General features: G+C 42.7%; 14 protein-coding genes and 1 pseudogene. 5 read left to right on the top strand and 10 right to left on the bottom strand.

Annotated features, from left to right (window positions below; translation table 11 throughout):
* Nucleotides 1–362 precede the first annotated feature (362 nt).
* From drt3b to ACUN8H_RS16445, 8 genes and pseudogenes are all read right to left on the bottom strand, one after another.
* A complete protein-coding gene (gene drt3b / locus ACUN8H_RS16480; protein WP_445533142.1) occupies nt 363–2,387 on the bottom strand; it encodes an antiviral reverse transcriptase Drt3b in 2,025 nt (674 codons plus the stop codon).
* Nucleotides 2,388–3,614 (bottom strand): antiviral reverse transcriptase Drt3a, encoded by a 1,227-nt coding sequence (drt3a, locus tag ACUN8H_RS16475; RefSeq protein WP_445533141.1) that lies wholly within the window; start codon nt 3,612–3,614, stop codon nt 2,388–2,390.
* A gap of 432 nt (nt 3,615–4,046) precedes the next feature.
* A complete protein-coding gene (locus ACUN8H_RS16470; protein WP_445533140.1) occupies nt 4,047–4,571 on the bottom strand; it encodes an elongation factor P hydroxylase in 525 nt (174 codons plus the stop codon).
* A gap of 83 nt (nt 4,572–4,654) precedes the next feature.
* Entirely contained in the window at nt 4,655–5,080 is a 426-nt protein-coding gene (locus ACUN8H_RS16465) for a hypothetical protein (protein ID WP_445533139.1), read from the bottom strand.
* Nucleotides 5,077–7,128, bottom strand: a complete 2,052-nt coding sequence (locus ACUN8H_RS16460; protein ID WP_445533138.1) for a hypothetical protein — start codon at nt 7,126–7,128, stop codon at nt 5,077–5,079. The genes ACUN8H_RS16465 and ACUN8H_RS16460 overlap by 4 nt, the downstream gene beginning before the upstream one ends.
* A 2-nt stretch (nt 7,129–7,130) precedes the next feature.
* The gene (locus ACUN8H_RS16455) at nt 7,131–9,101 is read right to left on the bottom strand and encodes a hypothetical protein (protein WP_445533137.1); all 1,971 of its coding nucleotides are present in this window, start codon (nt 9,099–9,101) and stop codon (nt 7,131–7,133) included.
* Nucleotides 9,094–10,524, bottom strand: a complete 1,431-nt coding sequence (locus ACUN8H_RS16450; RefSeq protein WP_445533136.1) for a hypothetical protein — start codon at nt 10,522–10,524, stop codon at nt 9,094–9,096. Before ACUN8H_RS16450 ends, ACUN8H_RS16455 begins: the two co-directional genes overlap by 8 nt.
* A 76-nt stretch (nt 10,525–10,600) precedes the next feature.
* Nucleotides 10,601–10,810, bottom strand: a pseudogene (locus ACUN8H_RS16445) (elongation factor P hydroxylase); the annotation flags it as partial.
* A gap of 121 nt (nt 10,811–10,931) precedes the next feature.
* Here ACUN8H_RS16445 and ACUN8H_RS16440 point away from each other — a divergent pair.
* From ACUN8H_RS16440 to ACUN8H_RS16430, 3 genes are all read left to right on the top strand, one after another.
* A complete protein-coding gene (locus tag ACUN8H_RS16440; RefSeq protein WP_445533135.1) occupies nt 10,932–12,359 on the top strand; it encodes an MATE family efflux transporter in 1,428 nt (475 codons plus the stop codon).
* The gene (locus tag ACUN8H_RS16435) at nt 12,352–13,356 is read left to right on the top strand and encodes a DUF3080 family protein (RefSeq protein ID WP_445533134.1); all 1,005 of its coding nucleotides are present in this window, start codon (nt 12,352–12,354) and stop codon (nt 13,354–13,356) included. The genes ACUN8H_RS16440 and ACUN8H_RS16435 overlap by 8 nt, the downstream gene beginning before the upstream one ends.
* Nucleotides 13,357–13,492: 136 nt before the next feature.
* On the top strand, nt 13,493–14,188 hold the full coding sequence (locus tag ACUN8H_RS16430) for a hypothetical protein (protein ID WP_445533133.1): 696 nt from the start codon (nt 13,493–13,495) through the stop codon (nt 14,186–14,188).
* Between the two features lie 159 nt (nt 14,189–14,347).
* On the opposite strand, the gene tusA is transcribed toward ACUN8H_RS16430, so the two are convergent.
* Nucleotides 14,348–14,602, bottom strand: coding sequence for a sulfurtransferase TusA (tusA, locus tag ACUN8H_RS16425; protein WP_445533132.1), 255 nt, complete (start codon nt 14,600–14,602; stop codon nt 14,348–14,350).
* A 29-nt stretch (nt 14,603–14,631) separates the two neighbouring features.
* Here tusA and ACUN8H_RS16420 point away from each other — a divergent pair, with 29 nt between their 5' ends.
* Nucleotides 14,632–14,919 carry an antibiotic biosynthesis monooxygenase family protein gene (locus ACUN8H_RS16420; RefSeq protein ID WP_445533131.1) on the top strand — a complete coding sequence of 96 codons (288 nt, stop codon included), beginning with the start codon at nt 14,632–14,634 and terminating at the stop codon, nt 14,917–14,919.
* A gap of 18 nt (nt 14,920–14,937) precedes the next feature.
* Here ACUN8H_RS16420 and rlmM read toward each other — a convergent pair whose 3' ends face one another.
* Nucleotides 14,938–16,005: a 23S rRNA (cytidine(2498)-2'-O)-methyltransferase RlmM gene (rlmM, locus tag ACUN8H_RS16415; RefSeq protein ID WP_445533130.1), complete on the bottom strand. Its 1,068-nt coding sequence runs from the start codon at nt 16,003–16,005 to the stop codon at nt 14,938–14,940.
* 297 nt (nt 16,006–16,302) lie between these two features.
* On the opposite strand from rlmM, the gene rnk reads away from it, so the two are divergent.
* A complete protein-coding gene (gene rnk, locus ACUN8H_RS16410; RefSeq protein ID WP_445533129.1) occupies nt 16,303–16,716 on the top strand; it encodes a nucleoside diphosphate kinase regulator in 414 nt (137 codons plus the stop codon).
* The last annotated feature ends 293 nt before the right edge of the window (nt 16,717–17,009 follow it).

Raw genomic sequence — 17,009 nt, 5'->3', positions numbered from 1 at the left:
CAGAAAGGATTGAGCAGGTAGTTTCATTATATAAAAAGAGTTTTATATTACTACGTCAGGTTTCACAGCAGAATATTGATGCTAGAGGATAAAGAAAGTTTTAATTTAGTTTAGTGGGAAAAGGCCACGCTTCAACATCTGGTGTGTGGCACCCTTACGGTGCTCTCAAGCCGTTGCTCATGAGGGGCTTGCGGGCCCAAATGAATCTGCCGTTAAACAAAAACATCTCGGTTTTCAACGAACTGAATGTCAAATTCAACTCTTTTATACCTATCGGCTCAAGTTCAACCATCAAAGCAATCAAGAGCAAAAGATGAAGAAGTAATATGGCGTGGCCTTCACCACACTACCACTATACCTGATTAGTACTGCGATTTCAATTCATTACGTTCGATTAGTTGCTTAATGTTCACGTTTTTCCAATTCACAAACCAATACACACTATCGATAGCTCGAATATATGATGATAGATCATGTTCCGTAGGTTTCGGGACAGAGATTCCATCATAAATAATGGCAAGCAGTTTTACCCTTTTAGACTCATGTAAGTAAGGGCAAGCAATTAAATCAAGGAGCATATGAACACACTCTGAGTCGTTTTCTATCTTTTCGAACGAAGAAAGCTTTTCAATAGCAAAATCGACAACATTGCTCTTAATATGAAGGTATTCCTGATGATCTTTAAAATAGTAAAGCAAAGAAATTACTTCAAAATAATTAAGATCACAGGGAGCGTTTATCAGTTCAAAAAAGTAAGATTCAGGAAGTCGAAAACAATCGCCAAAGTCACCAGTTGATAAGATTATATTCAAACGTTCTATAGATATATATCCCTTTCTTTTACCGTTTTTATTTCTATCAAAGGTAAAATCTATAATTGAACTAACAACCAACAATTTTATTTGAGGGGTAAAAGTAAATAAAGATTTTTTTAAACTTAAAAAATCAATCAACGATATAACAACTTTTGCTATCTTACTGGATGAATTTATCGTTGGATGAACTTTATAATAGAAAAACATTAGATCAATCATTATTTCAATATCGGCTATAAATATACTCGCCTTACCATCTTTCTCTATATATTCAGAATAGCAATTCATAGCAGACTCTATTCTTTTTGAGAAAAAAGAAACTAAGTAAGATGAAACTTCTGAATAACCATTTTTATTGCTCGACAATGCAATTAGCCTAACTTCATTCATGAACTTATTGATAAAGTTATGCTTTTTATATATTTGAACAGGAAAATGCTTCCTTTTAGAAAGATTTTCTTTTGAAAATATTGTACTTTCAAAGTAATCTAAAGACTTAGACATTGAAATAATAACTCTAGATTTTTCTGTACAGAAAGGACGCTCGAATTTAGTTAATTTCTCAGAGTTAATATAAAGATTATACTCTGAAAGGCAATCGCTGATAGCATTAGAGATGACAGTACATATTTCATCTGTCATACCGAAAACAATATAGTCATCAACATATCTTAAAACTTGATAATCTACGCTATTAATATATGAATGTTCAATCTCAAGGATCTTCTTGATATTAATGTCGATACGTTGAAAAATCACTTCCGCAAAAATTCTGCTAAACTCAGAACCAATTGGAATACCGTTTGTTTCATTGGCATTACTTCTTTGCATAGTGGTATCAAGTTTTTGAGCAAATTGGTTTTTCCATTCGACGTAATTATCCTTTACATAATTTTTATCTTTCGCAGCCCAAGCAATTGTATGAGTGTAGATACTGTCGAAGCAATTTGCTACATCAAGGAAAAACATAAATGGAAACTTAGACTCAAGCTCTTTATATAAAGGGGAAGAGAATAGCTTATGAATACGATTAAACCCTTTATATGAAAAATATGAAGATGCATGTTTCTTGTACATCTCTTCTTCAATTGTTTCAATTTTTATCTCTTTATAATTATTGTTCGTTATTTTATTTTCATCTTTAACATAAAATGAATTACAAACCTTCATTGGTGATCTAATAGAAAAATCACTTTTGTCGCATAATGAGAGCAAATAATCCGAATGTTCTTTATATATATCTGAGTAGTTAATTTGAGACCGTGGATGAATCAGAGATAGCGTTCTTAAACTTACGTCATTTTTTATTATCTTATACTTAAATGGTATAGTTTGCTTTAATTGTTCTTTTTTTCTGTCCGCTATATTTAAAGAAGTATTAAGCTCAGGATTGATCAAAGCAATGTAGATATCGGACACAACTTTTGTTTTCTTATCAGAAACGGCTTTCCGAACAATATGACCGTTTATATATAGTCCATCATTACTGAATATAACAGGAACATCTGTCGGATATGTATCGGTTAACAATGCCCTAGAGTGATCTTTTTTATCCAGCTTGATACTTTTCATTTAATATCTCCAGGCATTCTTAATCTCAGCCAATTTATTGGGCGAAAATTTCTTATAATTATTATTCCGATAACCATTCAAGAAAGAGAATTTCAGCAACTCTCTTTTCTGGCTTTTAGAGAGTATTTGTTTAAAATGTGCACCACGCTTACATGAATAGCCTAGAATTCTTTGTTTTAAATAAACATCGATTTCGATTAGGCTTTCACTATTATCTGTCAAGTTAACATTATTATAGTAAATCCCAGTTGCAATCATATGTTTCGACTTTTTATCTTTCATCAATCTATTTGATGTAAGATAATCTATTCGTTGCTTTAATATATCAAAATTACCGTCTTTAGAAAAACAAAAAAGAGATCTTGATATTCTGGATTTTATCTTTTTTACTCTTGAAACAGAAAGCGATATAACAACCTCACGAAAAACATTTTTGTTTGCTTTAGCTTGAGTATCTTTAACTGTATAGTTGTATCCGAGGTAATCAAACGTCGCTACAACTTTATCTAACTTTGTTCTAGCATCTACAAAAATAACTTTTTGCTTATTATAGTTAAGGGAAAGCTCTTTTGGCAATTTACTTTTTATACATCTCAAGAATTTTTTTTGATTCTCAAAGCCATTGGTAATAAAAATTATATCATCTACATATCTACAATAGAAAAAAACATCCTCATGATTTTTCATTTCTTTATCAAAATCATTTAATACTAGCTCAGCTATACTGGGACTAAATTCTAGACCTCTTGGTATACCTTTATTATTGGGCTGGTTTAATCCATTGATGATGGAACTAATTAATTGTCTTGTTTGGTAACTGACTTTACTTTGTTCTAATGAACTTTGAATAGTTGAATATTCCACACTTTCAAAAAATGACTTAATATCCAATCGGTATATTCGGTAACTAGTACCTTCCATCAGATGCTGAACTAACTGCCTAGATATTTGATTTCTACTTTTAGATTTACCTAGTACTTTGCTTACATTCTTTGCCAAGTTCCGTGAAATTAACACTTGATCGAATTTTTTCAGAGCATAACAGCTTTTACCATTCCTTTGTATCTGTACAGTCGAGAAAGACAGATCAGTGGATAAAGAAAAACTAAAAGCAGAATCGATAAGTTCTTTCTTTTTTTCTGGATCTAGTATATCAATAAAATTGAAGATATCACCTTTATAGATACACTGGCTTAATGTTGTAGGTGTGATAGCCTGAGATACCATTATGTTATTCCAGTAATTTCAAGAAATAGCTAAATTCTATCACATTAAAAACAAAGATTCAGTACTGTTAGCTAGTCTTAAATCCCTAATACTGAACAAACCCTACGCTCTTTATAATCAAACAATCTAAAAACCTTTTCCATAGAAGTGAAAGACCAATCTGTTCTAGCACGCATAATCCCTTCATGTGTACGTTCCGCTTCGTTTGCGGCTCGGTCTTACTTTTTCATAACTATAGGAACTCGGTTTATATTGCTTGCTGCAGACTCGAATCCTGTACTTAAAAGTGCGAAGGAAGCCAAGCTAATTTCTCAAATCGCACAGCAACAAGGCTGATTTTATCAAAGCATATTTTTATACTGCATATCGTAAAATATCTTCACTGAGTTTACATATATACTTAGAAGAGAAAATTATCGTTAGATAGAGAGCTCAGTTTAATTTTTTAAACTTAATTAAGTTATTAATTTTCCAGTAGCTTTTCAAGCCAGACAATACTTTATTTGCGGTGGGTGGTGGGTTTACCCCCATTTCTTGATAGGCTATTTCTAAATCTTGAAGAAAACTTGCTGATAGTGGCCGTCCTGAAAAATCGTCAAGGCTTGGAGAAAACTTAATTCCAACAATTTCACACATTGCTTTTTCCAATCCTTGTGGCCTCGCTTCAACCATTTCAAAACGCTGCTGCTCTTCGGCTGTTCTTCCGCACGGGGCGTACCAGTATCCGAAATCGTCTAAATCTCTTCGTCGATCACCAGCTAGACAATAGTGTGAAATTTCATGCAAGAGGCTTCGTGGGTAGTTACTTCTAAAATATAGGATTGCATGAGTATTCGCCCTCGGAGCTTCGTAGAACGGTTCATCAGCGTCACCTTTTATTGTTAAGTTAGGAAAAATGTCCGCAAATGCCTTTATCAAATTTTGACAGTATTCATCATCGGTACTGCACGCACTCATTTACTCATTACCTCTTGCGAACTGATAACTCGAAAAATTCAAAAAGTAGATATAAAAAAACCTTCTATCTTTAACATACGTACTTAGCGCACATTGGACATTCTGGTTATTTTAACATCCTTAGCCTCTGCAAGCCCTGTTTCAAGCTCAAAATTACGCCGAACAATGTTTAAATATTCAGTCATCAATAAATCATATTCTTGTCTGAGCTGATTGTATTCATCTCTTGCTTTTTTCTTGAGTTCTTTTTGCTTTTTAATTTTATTAGCAACACTAGAGGCTTCAAAACCACCATTTTTTCGCGTAGCTTCAGCATCTACTATAGCATCACAAAGCAATGGATAACGTTCATAACGCACATACCCTTTACCTCGCCCAGCTTCACGACCCACGGCGTCTTTAGTGTACTTAAACCGAGTCGATCTTGTATTAACGATCTTAGTTTTTCCACTCTTTAATCGTTCAAGGGCATCCCAATATTGTTGCTCTGCTTCGCTACGAGCTTTCACGAGACCTCCATAGATTCAACCAAATTCTGCAAGAAAATATCAATTTGCCTAATATTCGTTTCATACTCTTGGCGAGCACGCTTAGGGATGTCTCCGATTAGCTCCGCCTCGTAGAACTCCTTCGTTTGCTCCAAGGCCACCTTCGATCCAGGTAGGAACACCGCATTTTCACAGCTAATGCATGCGGAAGCGAGAACGCCAGCACCTTTGTTACAGGGTTTCATCGACATACACCCTCCTACCAAAGTAGTACGATAACGAATCTTCCCATTTTTTACAGCCTGCTTTGTTGTTTTACGATTCTCTAAAAAATCAGGTAATTGTCCCTTAGCTTGATGCGCTCTTAATTTTTTGCCCGCGCTACCAGCCAATGGCAGAGTATTATCTAACAATTGGAAGAGCTCATCTGCTTCAGTACGGGCCTTCGCCTCAGCCCACTCGGCACGTAAGGCTTTAACTTCAAGCCGATCCCCCAGTATGTTGACAGCTCTTGAGCTGGAGTTGGAATAATATGCAGTCATCACCATGCTAATGTGCTTAAGCTGAGCCTTTAAAACTGGATAAGATACCCGTCCACTCGCAGCTGCATAAACCGCCATCGATCGCCTGAACTGATGAAATGTTAGAGGCCATGTTTCGCCCACGCGAATGCAGTTTGGTACGTTTTCGCCATACAAAAACCAACTTACTTCCTCTACATCTTGAGCAGTAATTTTACGTTCATCTTTGTAAAGGTCTCCCAAGGCACAACCTCCATTAAATGAAGTTGCTGTGTAGCGAAACCGAGCATGGGGCTTTCCCTTTTTCCCATGCTCGACTGATAAAAACAAAGGTATATCTTGCTCATTTGCATCTGCTACGGCTCTGTCATCAGACCAAGATAGCGCACCATTCGCAATAATCCTGGCTACTTCAAATGCAGCTTCGACTGCCGAGCTAGTAATCCACCTTGTAAAACGAGGCACTCCATTACTCTCGAGTTTTGTTGTCGATGACCAAACAACGGGAATATCGCCATTATCGGTATTTAGAGTTTTTAATCCATTGAGAGGTATAGACAATAACTCACTTTTTCGCATTCCAGTAAAAGCAGCAATTATAATTGCGCAGCGAATCTGCCAACGACCCAAATTATCTACGATACCAGCCCAGCTTTCGCTTTTTGAAACCCCCACATCACAAAGTTCTTTTAGGGCAATGGACACCCGACCATTCTCTCGAATCAATTTATTCCACTGAACTCCTACTCTAGCGGCTTGATTACTAGTCAGTGGATTAGCTTCAAGCTTTCTATCCAGTCTCAACGCCTTGTCTCTAGCAAGAGTTCGCATCTGAAATATAAATTTTATAGTATCTTTATTCTCAATAAATCGATCTAAATCCTCAATCGTATTTTTTAGCAAGCCTTGATAAATTCTCGATGGAATAAGAAGCGTCTGAAATGAATCTCCTGTTTCCGGAAACTGCCTTCTAAATCTTTTTAACCGATTTGAAAACTCTACAGATAACGGCAACTCTCCCCAGAAGCAACTGTTACCGAGTGCAGCCGATGTATCTGTAAAACGTTGAACCTTTGCAAGCAATATCCCTATCTGTTTGTCTGACGATCCACGGCTAATCAAAAAGTCAATAGCATTGGGAGTAGAGAATACGTTCTTCAACGGAGCACCACTATCAGCGCAATAACAAACCAAATTTGCCATTGCCACCATATCGCCATTAAGCTTTGACATTGAGCATCCACCGAGGACACTAACCCAATGAACAGCAATAGTTTTAAGAAAATTGACTGCATTAGAAATATCTAAATATTTAGCCTTATCCTCCCCCATGCTAGCAAGTACACTCTCAATTTTCGTATAAAAATTTAGTGTTTTCATTGATGTACTTGTTGCACTGTAATCCCAAATATCATCAGCAAATCTCGACAGAGGACTCCCATCCTTAGCAATAGTAACTACCATTTCATCATCGAGTATTGATGTTAGTACTTGCTTAGGCGGAATCACCTCCTTCACAGTAGAATGCCGCGATATTAACGCTTCCATAATTAATACTCTTCTAATGACTCATTATATTGTGTTGATAGAGCTTGTATATGCCTTTTCCAGTGCACATTATATCTACCCATTTCAATTTCCTCCTCTGCTTTGTAAAGTGCTTCACCAGCACATCCATTCTTTTCCGACACAAATGCTAAAATTTCTTCAATCCGGAAAATCGCGGGTTGCACAACCCCCTCGTAATGCTCTGGATCATTTCTAATCAATGAGGTGATACGCAACGCCTCTCGAAGGCTTAGGAGTTTATGCATATCTTCAAAATCCGGATGCATTGCAAAATATTCACAAAACAGACAACTTTCAAATGTACCGCAATCAGGCTCAGGGGCTTCTCCATTAAAACCTTCTCGCTTCAACGGCGTATTACTGCCTAAGTTAGAGCAAGACCCAGTAGCGATTCTTTCAACCCTACAATCACTCGCAATGTTAACCGAAACAGGTTCTTCTTTTTCCCTATTAAACATTCTAACTTTAGAGCTAATCGCTTCATGAAAACTATTCATCTCGATAGCTTGCGACTCTAAATCGATAGATGTATAAGCCTTTGCAGTTGTAGCTATAGAGTTATTTAACTTTTTCGCCACCAAGGAAATTCTTCCTTGTGATTTTTTTATAAAAAATTCACTAGTCAGTTGCCTTACCTCTCGTGATGCAATCATTGAAATCCCTTTGAACAGCGGTGATTCCCTTATAAGCCAAGTACCGCTGCCTCTTTCCAATCGCTTCAAAGATTGGTCCTCGCCTATTTTCACGAATAGATAATCACCGACATTCCCAGAAAGGCCTAGACTTCCCACCCACTCTCTTAGTTTTATGTATCTTAGTAATTCTTTCTTCAAATGACTAGGTGCATAAAAATCAACGGCCCTTCCTGCACGAAATTTATGCTTTTTTGCGAATGAACGATAACCAATCGCGCTTAAATCTATATCTGATATTTTTAGATCAAGAGTCGTCTGCACATTCGCCGCCGTAAACCCCAGGTATAATTGAAAAAAACAAAAAACACTCAAATTGTAAGCATAAACTTTTTGAATGGTTAACTTCCCGCCTCGCCATTGATCCCTATTAACAACTAAAGTCTTTTCGTAGAAACCCGTTTTCCCTTGAACAGCATTTTTACTTTTGAAATTTCTGGAGATAATGTGTTCAACTTCTTTCTTAGGTAGTGGATTGCCATTCACATCAAAACAATTAGGTAAACTTTTTAAAGTAGTCCCTCTTGGAGAATGCCAATAAAGGTCTTTGTCAGTAGTATTTGGTGGTGTCACTCGAATAGGATATTTATTACCTAGAATAGCATCAGAAAATTGACTAAAATAGACAGCACATGCGCGCAAATAATCTTGTCCATCTTTAAGATTGATAGTTCTAGCCTCTGGTTCTATTTTGGATTTTCTATACCGATGCTTGGGAATATATTCCAGGATTTCACTTTCCGATAGTTGGAGCCCCCACTGAATAAAGCTTCTAGCGGAATTTAAACGACCATTTAATGCTGTTGAACCTAGCGCTGCCGCACCACTCATGCGCGCTCGCTGGCCAAGAGCTATCTGGTAACGCTGATATTCATTAACCAACCCAGATAGCGTAGTTGGCTTCGCCCCCTCATTAAAATCGCAAAAATGAAAAAAATACCGTATATAATGTAGTCTTCCACGCAAAGTTTCATCACGCCACCCCTTACGAAGAACGCAATCCAGATAATTTCTTAGCCAGTCCACTCTTTCTAACGATAAAGAATCAGTACTAACCAAGCCCAGCGAGTGGTGCTTCCCCCCTGACGAACGCCCTGAGTCTTCATCTCGTTCTAAATAACATATTCTGCCAATATCTACTTTATAGAATAAACCGTCAGCTCTAACCCCTTTCACAACAACAGCTTGGGGTGCATAAAGCTTAGGTGGATTTTGTGGGTTTACTTCGATCGTAGGTCTAGCGGTGAGTGACTTACTCATCACGACCCTCCGTATAAATTATCGCGCCCAACTCCTCTTGGATGTTATTAAACTCAGATAGCTCTGCATCGAAATTCAAATACAATTCTGTAGTTTTAATATCACTATGATTTAAACGCTGCCTGACATGGTCAAATATCTTAGAATCAGGGTAACCTTTTCCCCTCAACGCCCGTACAACGTTCATGCCCATCGTAGCTCTGAGGTCATGAAAAGAGAAACCGTTAAAACCTGGCTCATCTTTTTGGATACGTGCAATAAATCTTTTCAACTCATTTCTAAGCGACTGACCGTTCTTAGGAACCATCAACGGCGCATTAATATTCCATGCAGCCATCGGGTTTTGGCGATCCTGAATTTCTCGTTGAGCTGTTAAATATGGATTACCATCACGGGTTAAAAAAACATAATTTTCATCTGTTTCAAAATAAAAACTATTCTGTCGACTTTGCCTCTTTTCTGCACGCTCACAATAAATATACGTTATTAAATCGTTAATAAGTTTGCGTCGAAAAATCAGCCTATTAAGCCGCCCTCCCTTCGTATCTGCTTTGTATCGTTGCCCCGTATTTATAATGACATTATCCATAGAAGGGGATGCATCTAGCTCTTCAAAGGCACGCTTAATGCATCCAATACTCAATGTACATACAGTTTGTTGTCTGGCACCTGTTTCTAGAGCAACTCGAATCATTAATTGAAGCTCTATAGATGCGTAATTTTTTCTAAATCCTTCGCCAATAACCTTCTGCTCTTCTGGCGTTAAAGGGCGCAGACTACCACCATCTCTGAGCTTCCCTAGTTGAGGAATCGGACGTCTGCTACTCTTAATTCGGAGGTCATTCGTTACAGTCTGAATACTGCGAACCAAACCCACACGATTGGTCGTCAAGACTGTCTTTCTGATGGGAGTGAATGGCTCATTCTCCAGACTAACCTCTGCCACAAGCGACTCATAACGAATGTTTGTGTAAAAATGAGCAACGGTGGAAAGAATATTATTGATATGTTCAGCACTGAATTCATGATCATTTAGAGCCTGTTTCATAAATACGCTGAATTTTTGCGGCGCACGCTCATAGTATTTCTTGGGCAAATCAAGAAAGTGTTGCCCAGTGTCTTCGAGGTATTGCAGGTAGTATTTCAAATGTGTCGCTCGAGCAGTGAGCGTTTTCATATTTGAGAGGTTAGGCTTTTCAAGCTGCCCTAACAAATAGGCGTTTCCTATACCCCAAGGTAATCCATCAGACTGAAGAATAACCGGCATTTTTGGGAAATAGCCAACGTTCTCTAAATAAGAAAAGTAGTATTCATATTCACAATCGTCTTCCCCCTTCGACCATACCAATCGGCCTTTATGGAAATGACTTAGATGAATGACCCTAGCTTTTGACCTGAATAATTTATTGAGGGTGGCTTTCACGTCCATGGTTTCCTATCAAGATGTACACCATATGAGCGTGAGTTTCTTAGCGTGTCAACCTTTAAAGAGATGCCTGAATTTCGTGCAATGCACTGGCATAATAACCGCGTGCAAAAATAAGTTGATGATAGGGGGTGTCGTTATCTGCTGGCCGATAGAGAGGTTCATCCTCCCCTCTCACTAAGCGAGTTTGATAATGCTTGGCAAACACACCATCAAACAGCGTAGTAATATCGGCCAGCGTCCATCGCTCCTGCACTTGATTCACATAGACCTCGTTTACCATTGATATTAATGAAAGTATAACGTCCTTATCGGGACAAGCTGAATAGAGGGAAGCAAGGCTTAGTCTCCCCTGCTAATCTAGCGCTTTTTTAAAGATCAATTCGCCAACCAGGAGCGAAACATTGGGCGATTTCACTCGACGCGTTAAATCGGTCTATTGGCCAGAAACCCGAGCCCTGCTCTATTTGGCGTTACCTATTTGCGGTGCCCAGTTGGCTCAAGCAGGGATGAGTGTTGTCGATGTCATGATGACTGGTCGCCATGATGCGACCTCTCTTGCGGCCGTTTCGGTAGGCTCTAGCCTCTGGATGCCATTAATGCTGTTTATGACGGGCACTCTGATGGGGCTCACACCGATTGTGGCCCACTTGTTAGGAGGGCAGCGCAATAGCTTTATCCGCCCAGCCGTCCATCAGGCGCTCTGGGTCGCCCTCCTCCTGGGTGTTGTCGCGGGCCTGCTGCTTTGGTCAGTGGTTATGCCCATTTTTGACTTAATGAACGTGCCCGCAGCCGTGGCAAGCCAATCTGCAGCCTACCTTTCTGCGATCGCTTTTGGCATGCCAGGTATTGCGTTGTTTCAGGCCCTAAGAGCATTTTCAGATGGCATGAACCATACCCGCCCAGCTTTGTGGATCAGCCTTATTGGCCTAGGCGTCAATATTCCTGCCAACTATCTCTTGATCTACGGTGGCGAAGGTCTGGTCGAACTATTAGGCAACGGGGTTCCTAACGCTCTGCAACAACTGCCTCCCTTGGGAGCTTTTGGCTGTGGTATTGCCACCGCACTCTCAATGTGGACGATGGCGCTGACAATGGCTTATTACACGCGCAGAGGAAGTACTTATAAAAGCGTGGCGATTTGGCAAAAACTGACACCGCCTCAGTGGGTGGGTATACGTGAGTTAGTAGTCGTGGGCGTACCTATTGGCGTGGCAATTTTTGTCGAAGTGACCTTGTTCACGCTCATTGCGCTCTTTATTGCCAGCTTTGGCGAAGTGACCGTAGGGGCCCATCAAATAGCACTAAGCTTCACCTCTATTCTATTCATGTTGCCCTTATCATTGAGCATGGCGCTAACCGTCAGGGTAGGAAATACACTTGGCCAGCAGCGTTTGAGTCTTGCCCGCCAGGTCGCTTGGAACGGTATTGTCATCAGCGTGATCATTGCCATCATCAATAGTATTTTGCTGTGGTTGAGTGCCGTACCTGTCATTGCGCTCTACTCCTCGAACAGCGAGATACAGGCGCTGGCGCTATCGATCATTGCCTTGGCAATTATCTTTCAACTCTCAGACTCGCTACAGGTCAATCTGGCAGGGGCTTTACGCGGCTATAAAGATACCCGAATCGTCATGGTGATCACGGTGCTCTCATACTGGATAGTGGGGTTGGGAGGTGGGCATTGGCTAGGTTCCCAAGGTGTTGGCAGTCTCGTTGCTCCGCTCGGGGTTCATGGCTACTGGATAGGCTTGATTGTCGGCCTAAGCACTGCGGCCCTGCTACTCGGCTGGCGTTTGCAGCGCATTAGCCTTCGGGGTAACCATGGTTAGGTGGGCAAATATTTTTCACATACTGATCTTCAGCCTCCTGCTGGCTGGCTGTGGCGATAACCCCGCTGAACAGGAATGGCAGGCTTACCATCAGCAGCTTGCCAATGACCTCGGCCATGCCGATATTGAACGCTCAAAGCCCGTTAATATCGGTGATTTTCCGGAGCGCTCCGAACGGCTCATTGAGGTAGCCGAAACTCGAGACAGCATGCTCAACGTATACGCACTGCGCGAATGCCAAATCACCTCACTGATTGCTGCTCGTAATAATCAATTAGGCCGCGTAGCGCCCCCGAGCCAGCAATGGCTCTATGAGCGCACGCTATGGCAACGACTGAGCACTTGCTGGAATAGCGAGGTTCCTGACCAGTTGAGCGATGAAGACCGCACCCGGCTACGGCAGCTAACGGAGACTAAGACAGCTCAGCTACCCAGCGTCAGTTGGAATGCCATTTTTGACTCCAGCGAGTGGGTTAAAAGTTTTTCACGGGCCAGCCAGCCTTTTGTCACTGACGAAGAGGCGGCTATTGCGAATCAACTTGACGCCATTAATTACTTGCAACAGATGACTGACCACCAGTTTGATCTCAATTGGCAGCAAAACTCCTCTACCCTTGAAAATCATTTAAAAACACTACAAGAGCGCCCCCTGACGGCTGAAATTTTGCGCGCATTGCTTCTTGCATCGCAGCGCTTAAACGAAGCGAATACGCTATTAAAACAGTCGTTAACCCAGCACAGCGAAGAGCCCTCTCACTGCTTGCGAGACGGGACGACACCGCCCCTTGCGCCATTGACAACGCTAGCCAATCGCTGGCTAACGGCCGTCAATCGCTTGATTGATGCACAGCAGGTGGAAAAGCCCAGATCTATACGCCGTTACCAAGCACGCTGGCTTTCTCTTAACGACCCACAGGCACCTTTGCAACAGTACCAGCGAGCACGTTTTAAACATGAAACGCTCAGAGCTCGCTTTCCAGCGTGCGCAAATAATTAATACCCGCAGAACCCTTAACCTTATGGGCAACTTGTGCTATTGGTTGATAGGTGAGGTGAATAACAAAGTAAGTACTGAGGCAAGCCATGCAACTGCTTCGCCAATGTGATGACCACGCAGCACAAGGAGGGACACAATGGGCGCATCCCTGTCACCCCGCTCTGCCCAGGTCATCGACCTGGAAACTGTGCGTCAACGTCAGCAGGCGCAAAAGTGCTTAGTCCGTTTAGCCCCTGAGCTAGATGGTTTAGAGATGGTGTACCAACTCGCTGCGAGTCCTGACAGCTACTACGGCATGCCTATTTTGGCCTGGGGGCTTAGAGAAGATGGCAACGTTGTCGGCTTGGTGCCGTGGATGGAAACGCTGGCAGCTTGCCATGAGCTGAACAATCAAGAAAATGGCTATTTCGTGGGTTATCGTGATCCCGAGACGGAAGAAATCTTCGACTCACCGCCCGATCACAAATACCAAGAGCTAGTGGCTTCAGCGGACTACTTTGACTATGAAGCCTCCGGAGAAGTCACTCTCATTCAGCAAATCCCCGATACCCTAGGCACTCATGCGTTATGTATGAATCACCCGAATGCGCCTTGGGAGATGAAACCCGTATATGGCTGGCGACTTTATAGCAACGGCACTCTCGACGCATTGCTGGCAGATGAGCAAAAAGCCACAATGACTCCCATTTTGCTAGGCGATAAGTGCCTTTACAGCGCTCACGCTCGCCATCGAACGGTCTACTTTTTTCAGCGCCATATCGCCAACCGTATTTTGGAAGAAGATCCAGCCACGCTGGATGCATTGGCAATGATTGTCGTGCCAAGCGAATAATGGCGCTTACCTGCGTAACAGCACAGCAAGTGAAGACGCGCGGGTAAAAACGAATGGATGATTACGAGGGCAATTTAGTTGCATGATTTGCCCTCACTCGTTTTCAAACGGCCGTTTATTCAGCAAGGGGGATCTTTAAAAGGCCATTGTTTTGAAGAGCTATGCTAAACGGATAAAGTAAAGGTAGTTACTCGATGACGTGGTGTCCTGACCAAGCAGCTCGTGTCCTAAAAACTGACAAAACTTTGGTACATCCCGCGTGGTAGCTGGGTCAGTCGCAATCACCTTGAGCACTTGGCCTGAGGTCATGCCGCGCACTTTATTGTGCATCAACATAATCGGCTCAGGACAGTACAGCCCGGAGGTGTCTAATAATGCATCGTAACTGGGTAATGTAGCCGTATCATTAGCCATTAATATTCTCGCTGTAGGAAGCAAAACGTATGATTAAAGTTATCATCGAACGGCGAATCATGCCCGGCCTCGAAGAAGAATTTGAGCAAGCAGCACGCGAGGCCATGCGTGTTTCCCTGGGCGTCAGGGGCTTCATCAGCGGCGAAACGCTCGTTGAGCTTGGCCATACCGATCGCCGACTGATGATCACCAAATGGCGTGATATCCGCGCCTGGAAGGAGTGGCACTCAAGCGAAGCGCGGGCAATGGCCATGCAGCGTATCTTACCTTTGTTGACTGAAGATGAAACCGTTCGGATTTACGAGCCGGGCTACTGAATCCACTTCACCTCTTTTTCAATCTCTCAGTCTTACGTGCACCGTCACTTCTTCACGATCATGGTAGAGGTGGCGGCATGATACGTTAGCATGCACGCCCGCCTTCTCCAGTGACTCATCCAGCATACTAAGACAGCGCGTTACCTCCTCCCACCGCTTTTTCATGGGTAATTTAAGGTTAAAGATAGCCTCTTTACACCATTTGCGAATAAGCCAACGCTCTACCATCGCGAGTACTCGTACCGGCTTATCAACGATATCGCAGACCAACCAATCCAGTCGTTGCGGTGGCTCCCAGGTAAACCCATCCTCTTGTAAATGGTCGATCTGCCCCGTTTTCATTAACGATGTATCCATAGGGCCATTATCGATGGCATACACGTACATACCGCGCTGAACCAACTGCCATGTCCAACCACCTGGCGCAGCTCCCAAATCAGCGGCCTGCATATGGGGCGCCAAGCGCGCTTCCCACTCATCACGAGGAATAAATTCATGCCAAGCCTCTTCCAGCTTGAGGGTAGAGCGGCTAGGCGCTCGAGACGGAAAGCGCAGCCGCCGAATACCATTAATCAGCTCGCTACGATTGCCTGGAAAGCTCATCGCTAGCTGGACTTGATCACCATCGGTCCAAAAAATATGTAGCCGCCGTGCCCCTGCACTACGCCTTAGCGCACCACGCTTTTTCAGCATACTGGCCAATGGCTTTGTCAACGCCTTGATCAACCCTGCTAGTGCCTTTCCATCATTAGTATCCGGCGTTTCGTGCCAAATATCTTCGAAGCTCCAGCGGCTGGTTTTTACCTGCTCTAAAATGGCAGTGAGGCGATCATCCCGTGAAAGCTCAAGCGCGGGCAGTGCTGCCAAACTCTGACGCGCGAATATGAGTCGAGAAAACGCCGCTTGACGGTGTAAATCGTTTATTGGTTCACCATCACCACGTGTCAAACTTACCCACCCCTCGCCCGAAGACGCCTCACAGGCCACACCGTGCAATGCGGCATGATGCTGCAGCTCCGCTAGCGCATCATGTTCAAACCCTGGACGGCAGTAAACGAGCCACGAAGTGGGTACTGTTTCACTCACCCTTTCACCTCAAACGTTAAATACAAACAAGATGGACTATCGCGTGCCAGACTTCTTTCTCATCGATTAGCACACAGCGACCGGCATCATAGCATTTTATCTGGGCAATACGGCTGCCGTTAGGTGTTGCTCGTACCATGGTAGGCAACTATCGTCTTTTAGTTGGAAGTGTCGTAAACTGGCTATAACAGCTCTTTCTTATTTTATGGAAAGAGCTGTTTTTATTATGTATTTTTGCCTAATCTTATAACATACGGCACCGCTTATAATTAGCGGCCCTTTGCCAAGGAGAGCAACATGGGGCAGCGTCCACCCCTTCTCATTAACCGGCTTGATGCCGAACGCTTGCAGCGTTTAATCGACGCTGCTGGTGAAGAAGATCAAGCGGTAGCAGAAATGCTCGAAAACGAGCTAAGCCGCGGCGTTGTCGTTGATCCGAATGAGATTCCTGACAACGTAGTCAGTATGAATAGCCAGGTTCAATTCACTGACCTTACCCGCCAAAAGCAGATGATCCGGACGCTGGTTTATCCTCATGCCCTGAGCAGCACTGGAGACGGCCTTTCAGTCATGGCGCCCATTGGGGCCAGCTTACTAGGACTTAAAGTGGGCGATGCTATTGATTGGCCCCTACCGAACAACGGTAATACCCTATTACGAATCGACGCCATTCTTTGGCAACCAGAACGAGAAAAGCAATTCCATCGTTAATGATGCGTTGTCATCGCAAGCGCAGCGCGGCGATCTAGGCCGGGAGTGACCGCAAACCCGAGATGGCCACGTCGCTGCGCTCCTCGCCATGACATGGCTCTGTCACCTCAGCCGCACTACCGTTAGCTCTGTGATTGCGAGCGCAGCGCGGCAATCTGGATGAGGAAAACTTTTCTTCCCGGCAACAAAAAACCCAGCCGGTTGGCTGGGTTTTCTGCGGTATAAGTGCCTGACGATGACCTACTCTCGCATGGGGAGACCCCACACTACCATCGGCGCTAAGCGGTTTCACT

The sequence above is a fragment of the Vreelandella sp. V005 genome, assembly GCF_052645115.1.
The sequence above is the reverse complement of the archived record's forward strand: the minus strand, read 5'-3'. Positions and strand labels throughout refer to the sequence as shown.

Bases quoted from the DNA above. Each gene is read 5' to 3' on its own strand.
- drt3b (WP_445533142.1), bottom strand. From the start codon at position 2,387: ATGAAAAGTATCAAGCTGGATAAAAAAGATCACTCTAGGGCATTGTTA.
- drt3a (WP_445533141.1), bottom strand. From the start codon at position 3,614: ATGGTATCTCAGGCTATCACACCTACAACATTAAGCCAGTGTATCTAT.
- ACUN8H_RS16470 (WP_445533140.1), bottom strand. From the start codon at position 4,571: ATGAGTGCGTGCAGTACCGATGATGAATACTGTCAAAATTTGATAAAG.
- ACUN8H_RS16460 (WP_445533138.1), bottom strand. From the start codon at position 7,128: ATGGAAGCGTTAATATCGCGGCATTCTACTGTGAAGGAGGTGATTCCG.
- ACUN8H_RS16455 (WP_445533137.1), bottom strand. From the start codon at position 9,101: ATGAGTAAGTCACTCACCGCTAGACCTACGATCGAAGTAAACCCACAA.
- ACUN8H_RS16435 (WP_445533134.1), top strand. From the start codon at position 12,352: ATGGTTAGGTGGGCAAATATTTTTCACATACTGATCTTCAGCCTCCTG.
- ACUN8H_RS16430 (WP_445533133.1), top strand. From the start codon at position 13,493: ATGGGCGCATCCCTGTCACCCCGCTCTGCCCAGGTCATCGACCTGGAA.
- tusA (WP_445533132.1), bottom strand. From the start codon at position 14,602: ATGGCTAATGATACGGCTACATTACCCAGTTACGATGCATTATTAGAC.
- ACUN8H_RS16420 (WP_445533131.1), top strand. From the start codon at position 14,632: ATGATTAAAGTTATCATCGAACGGCGAATCATGCCCGGCCTCGAAGAA.
- rnk (WP_445533129.1), top strand. From the start codon at position 16,303: ATGGGGCAGCGTCCACCCCTTCTCATTAACCGGCTTGATGCCGAACGC.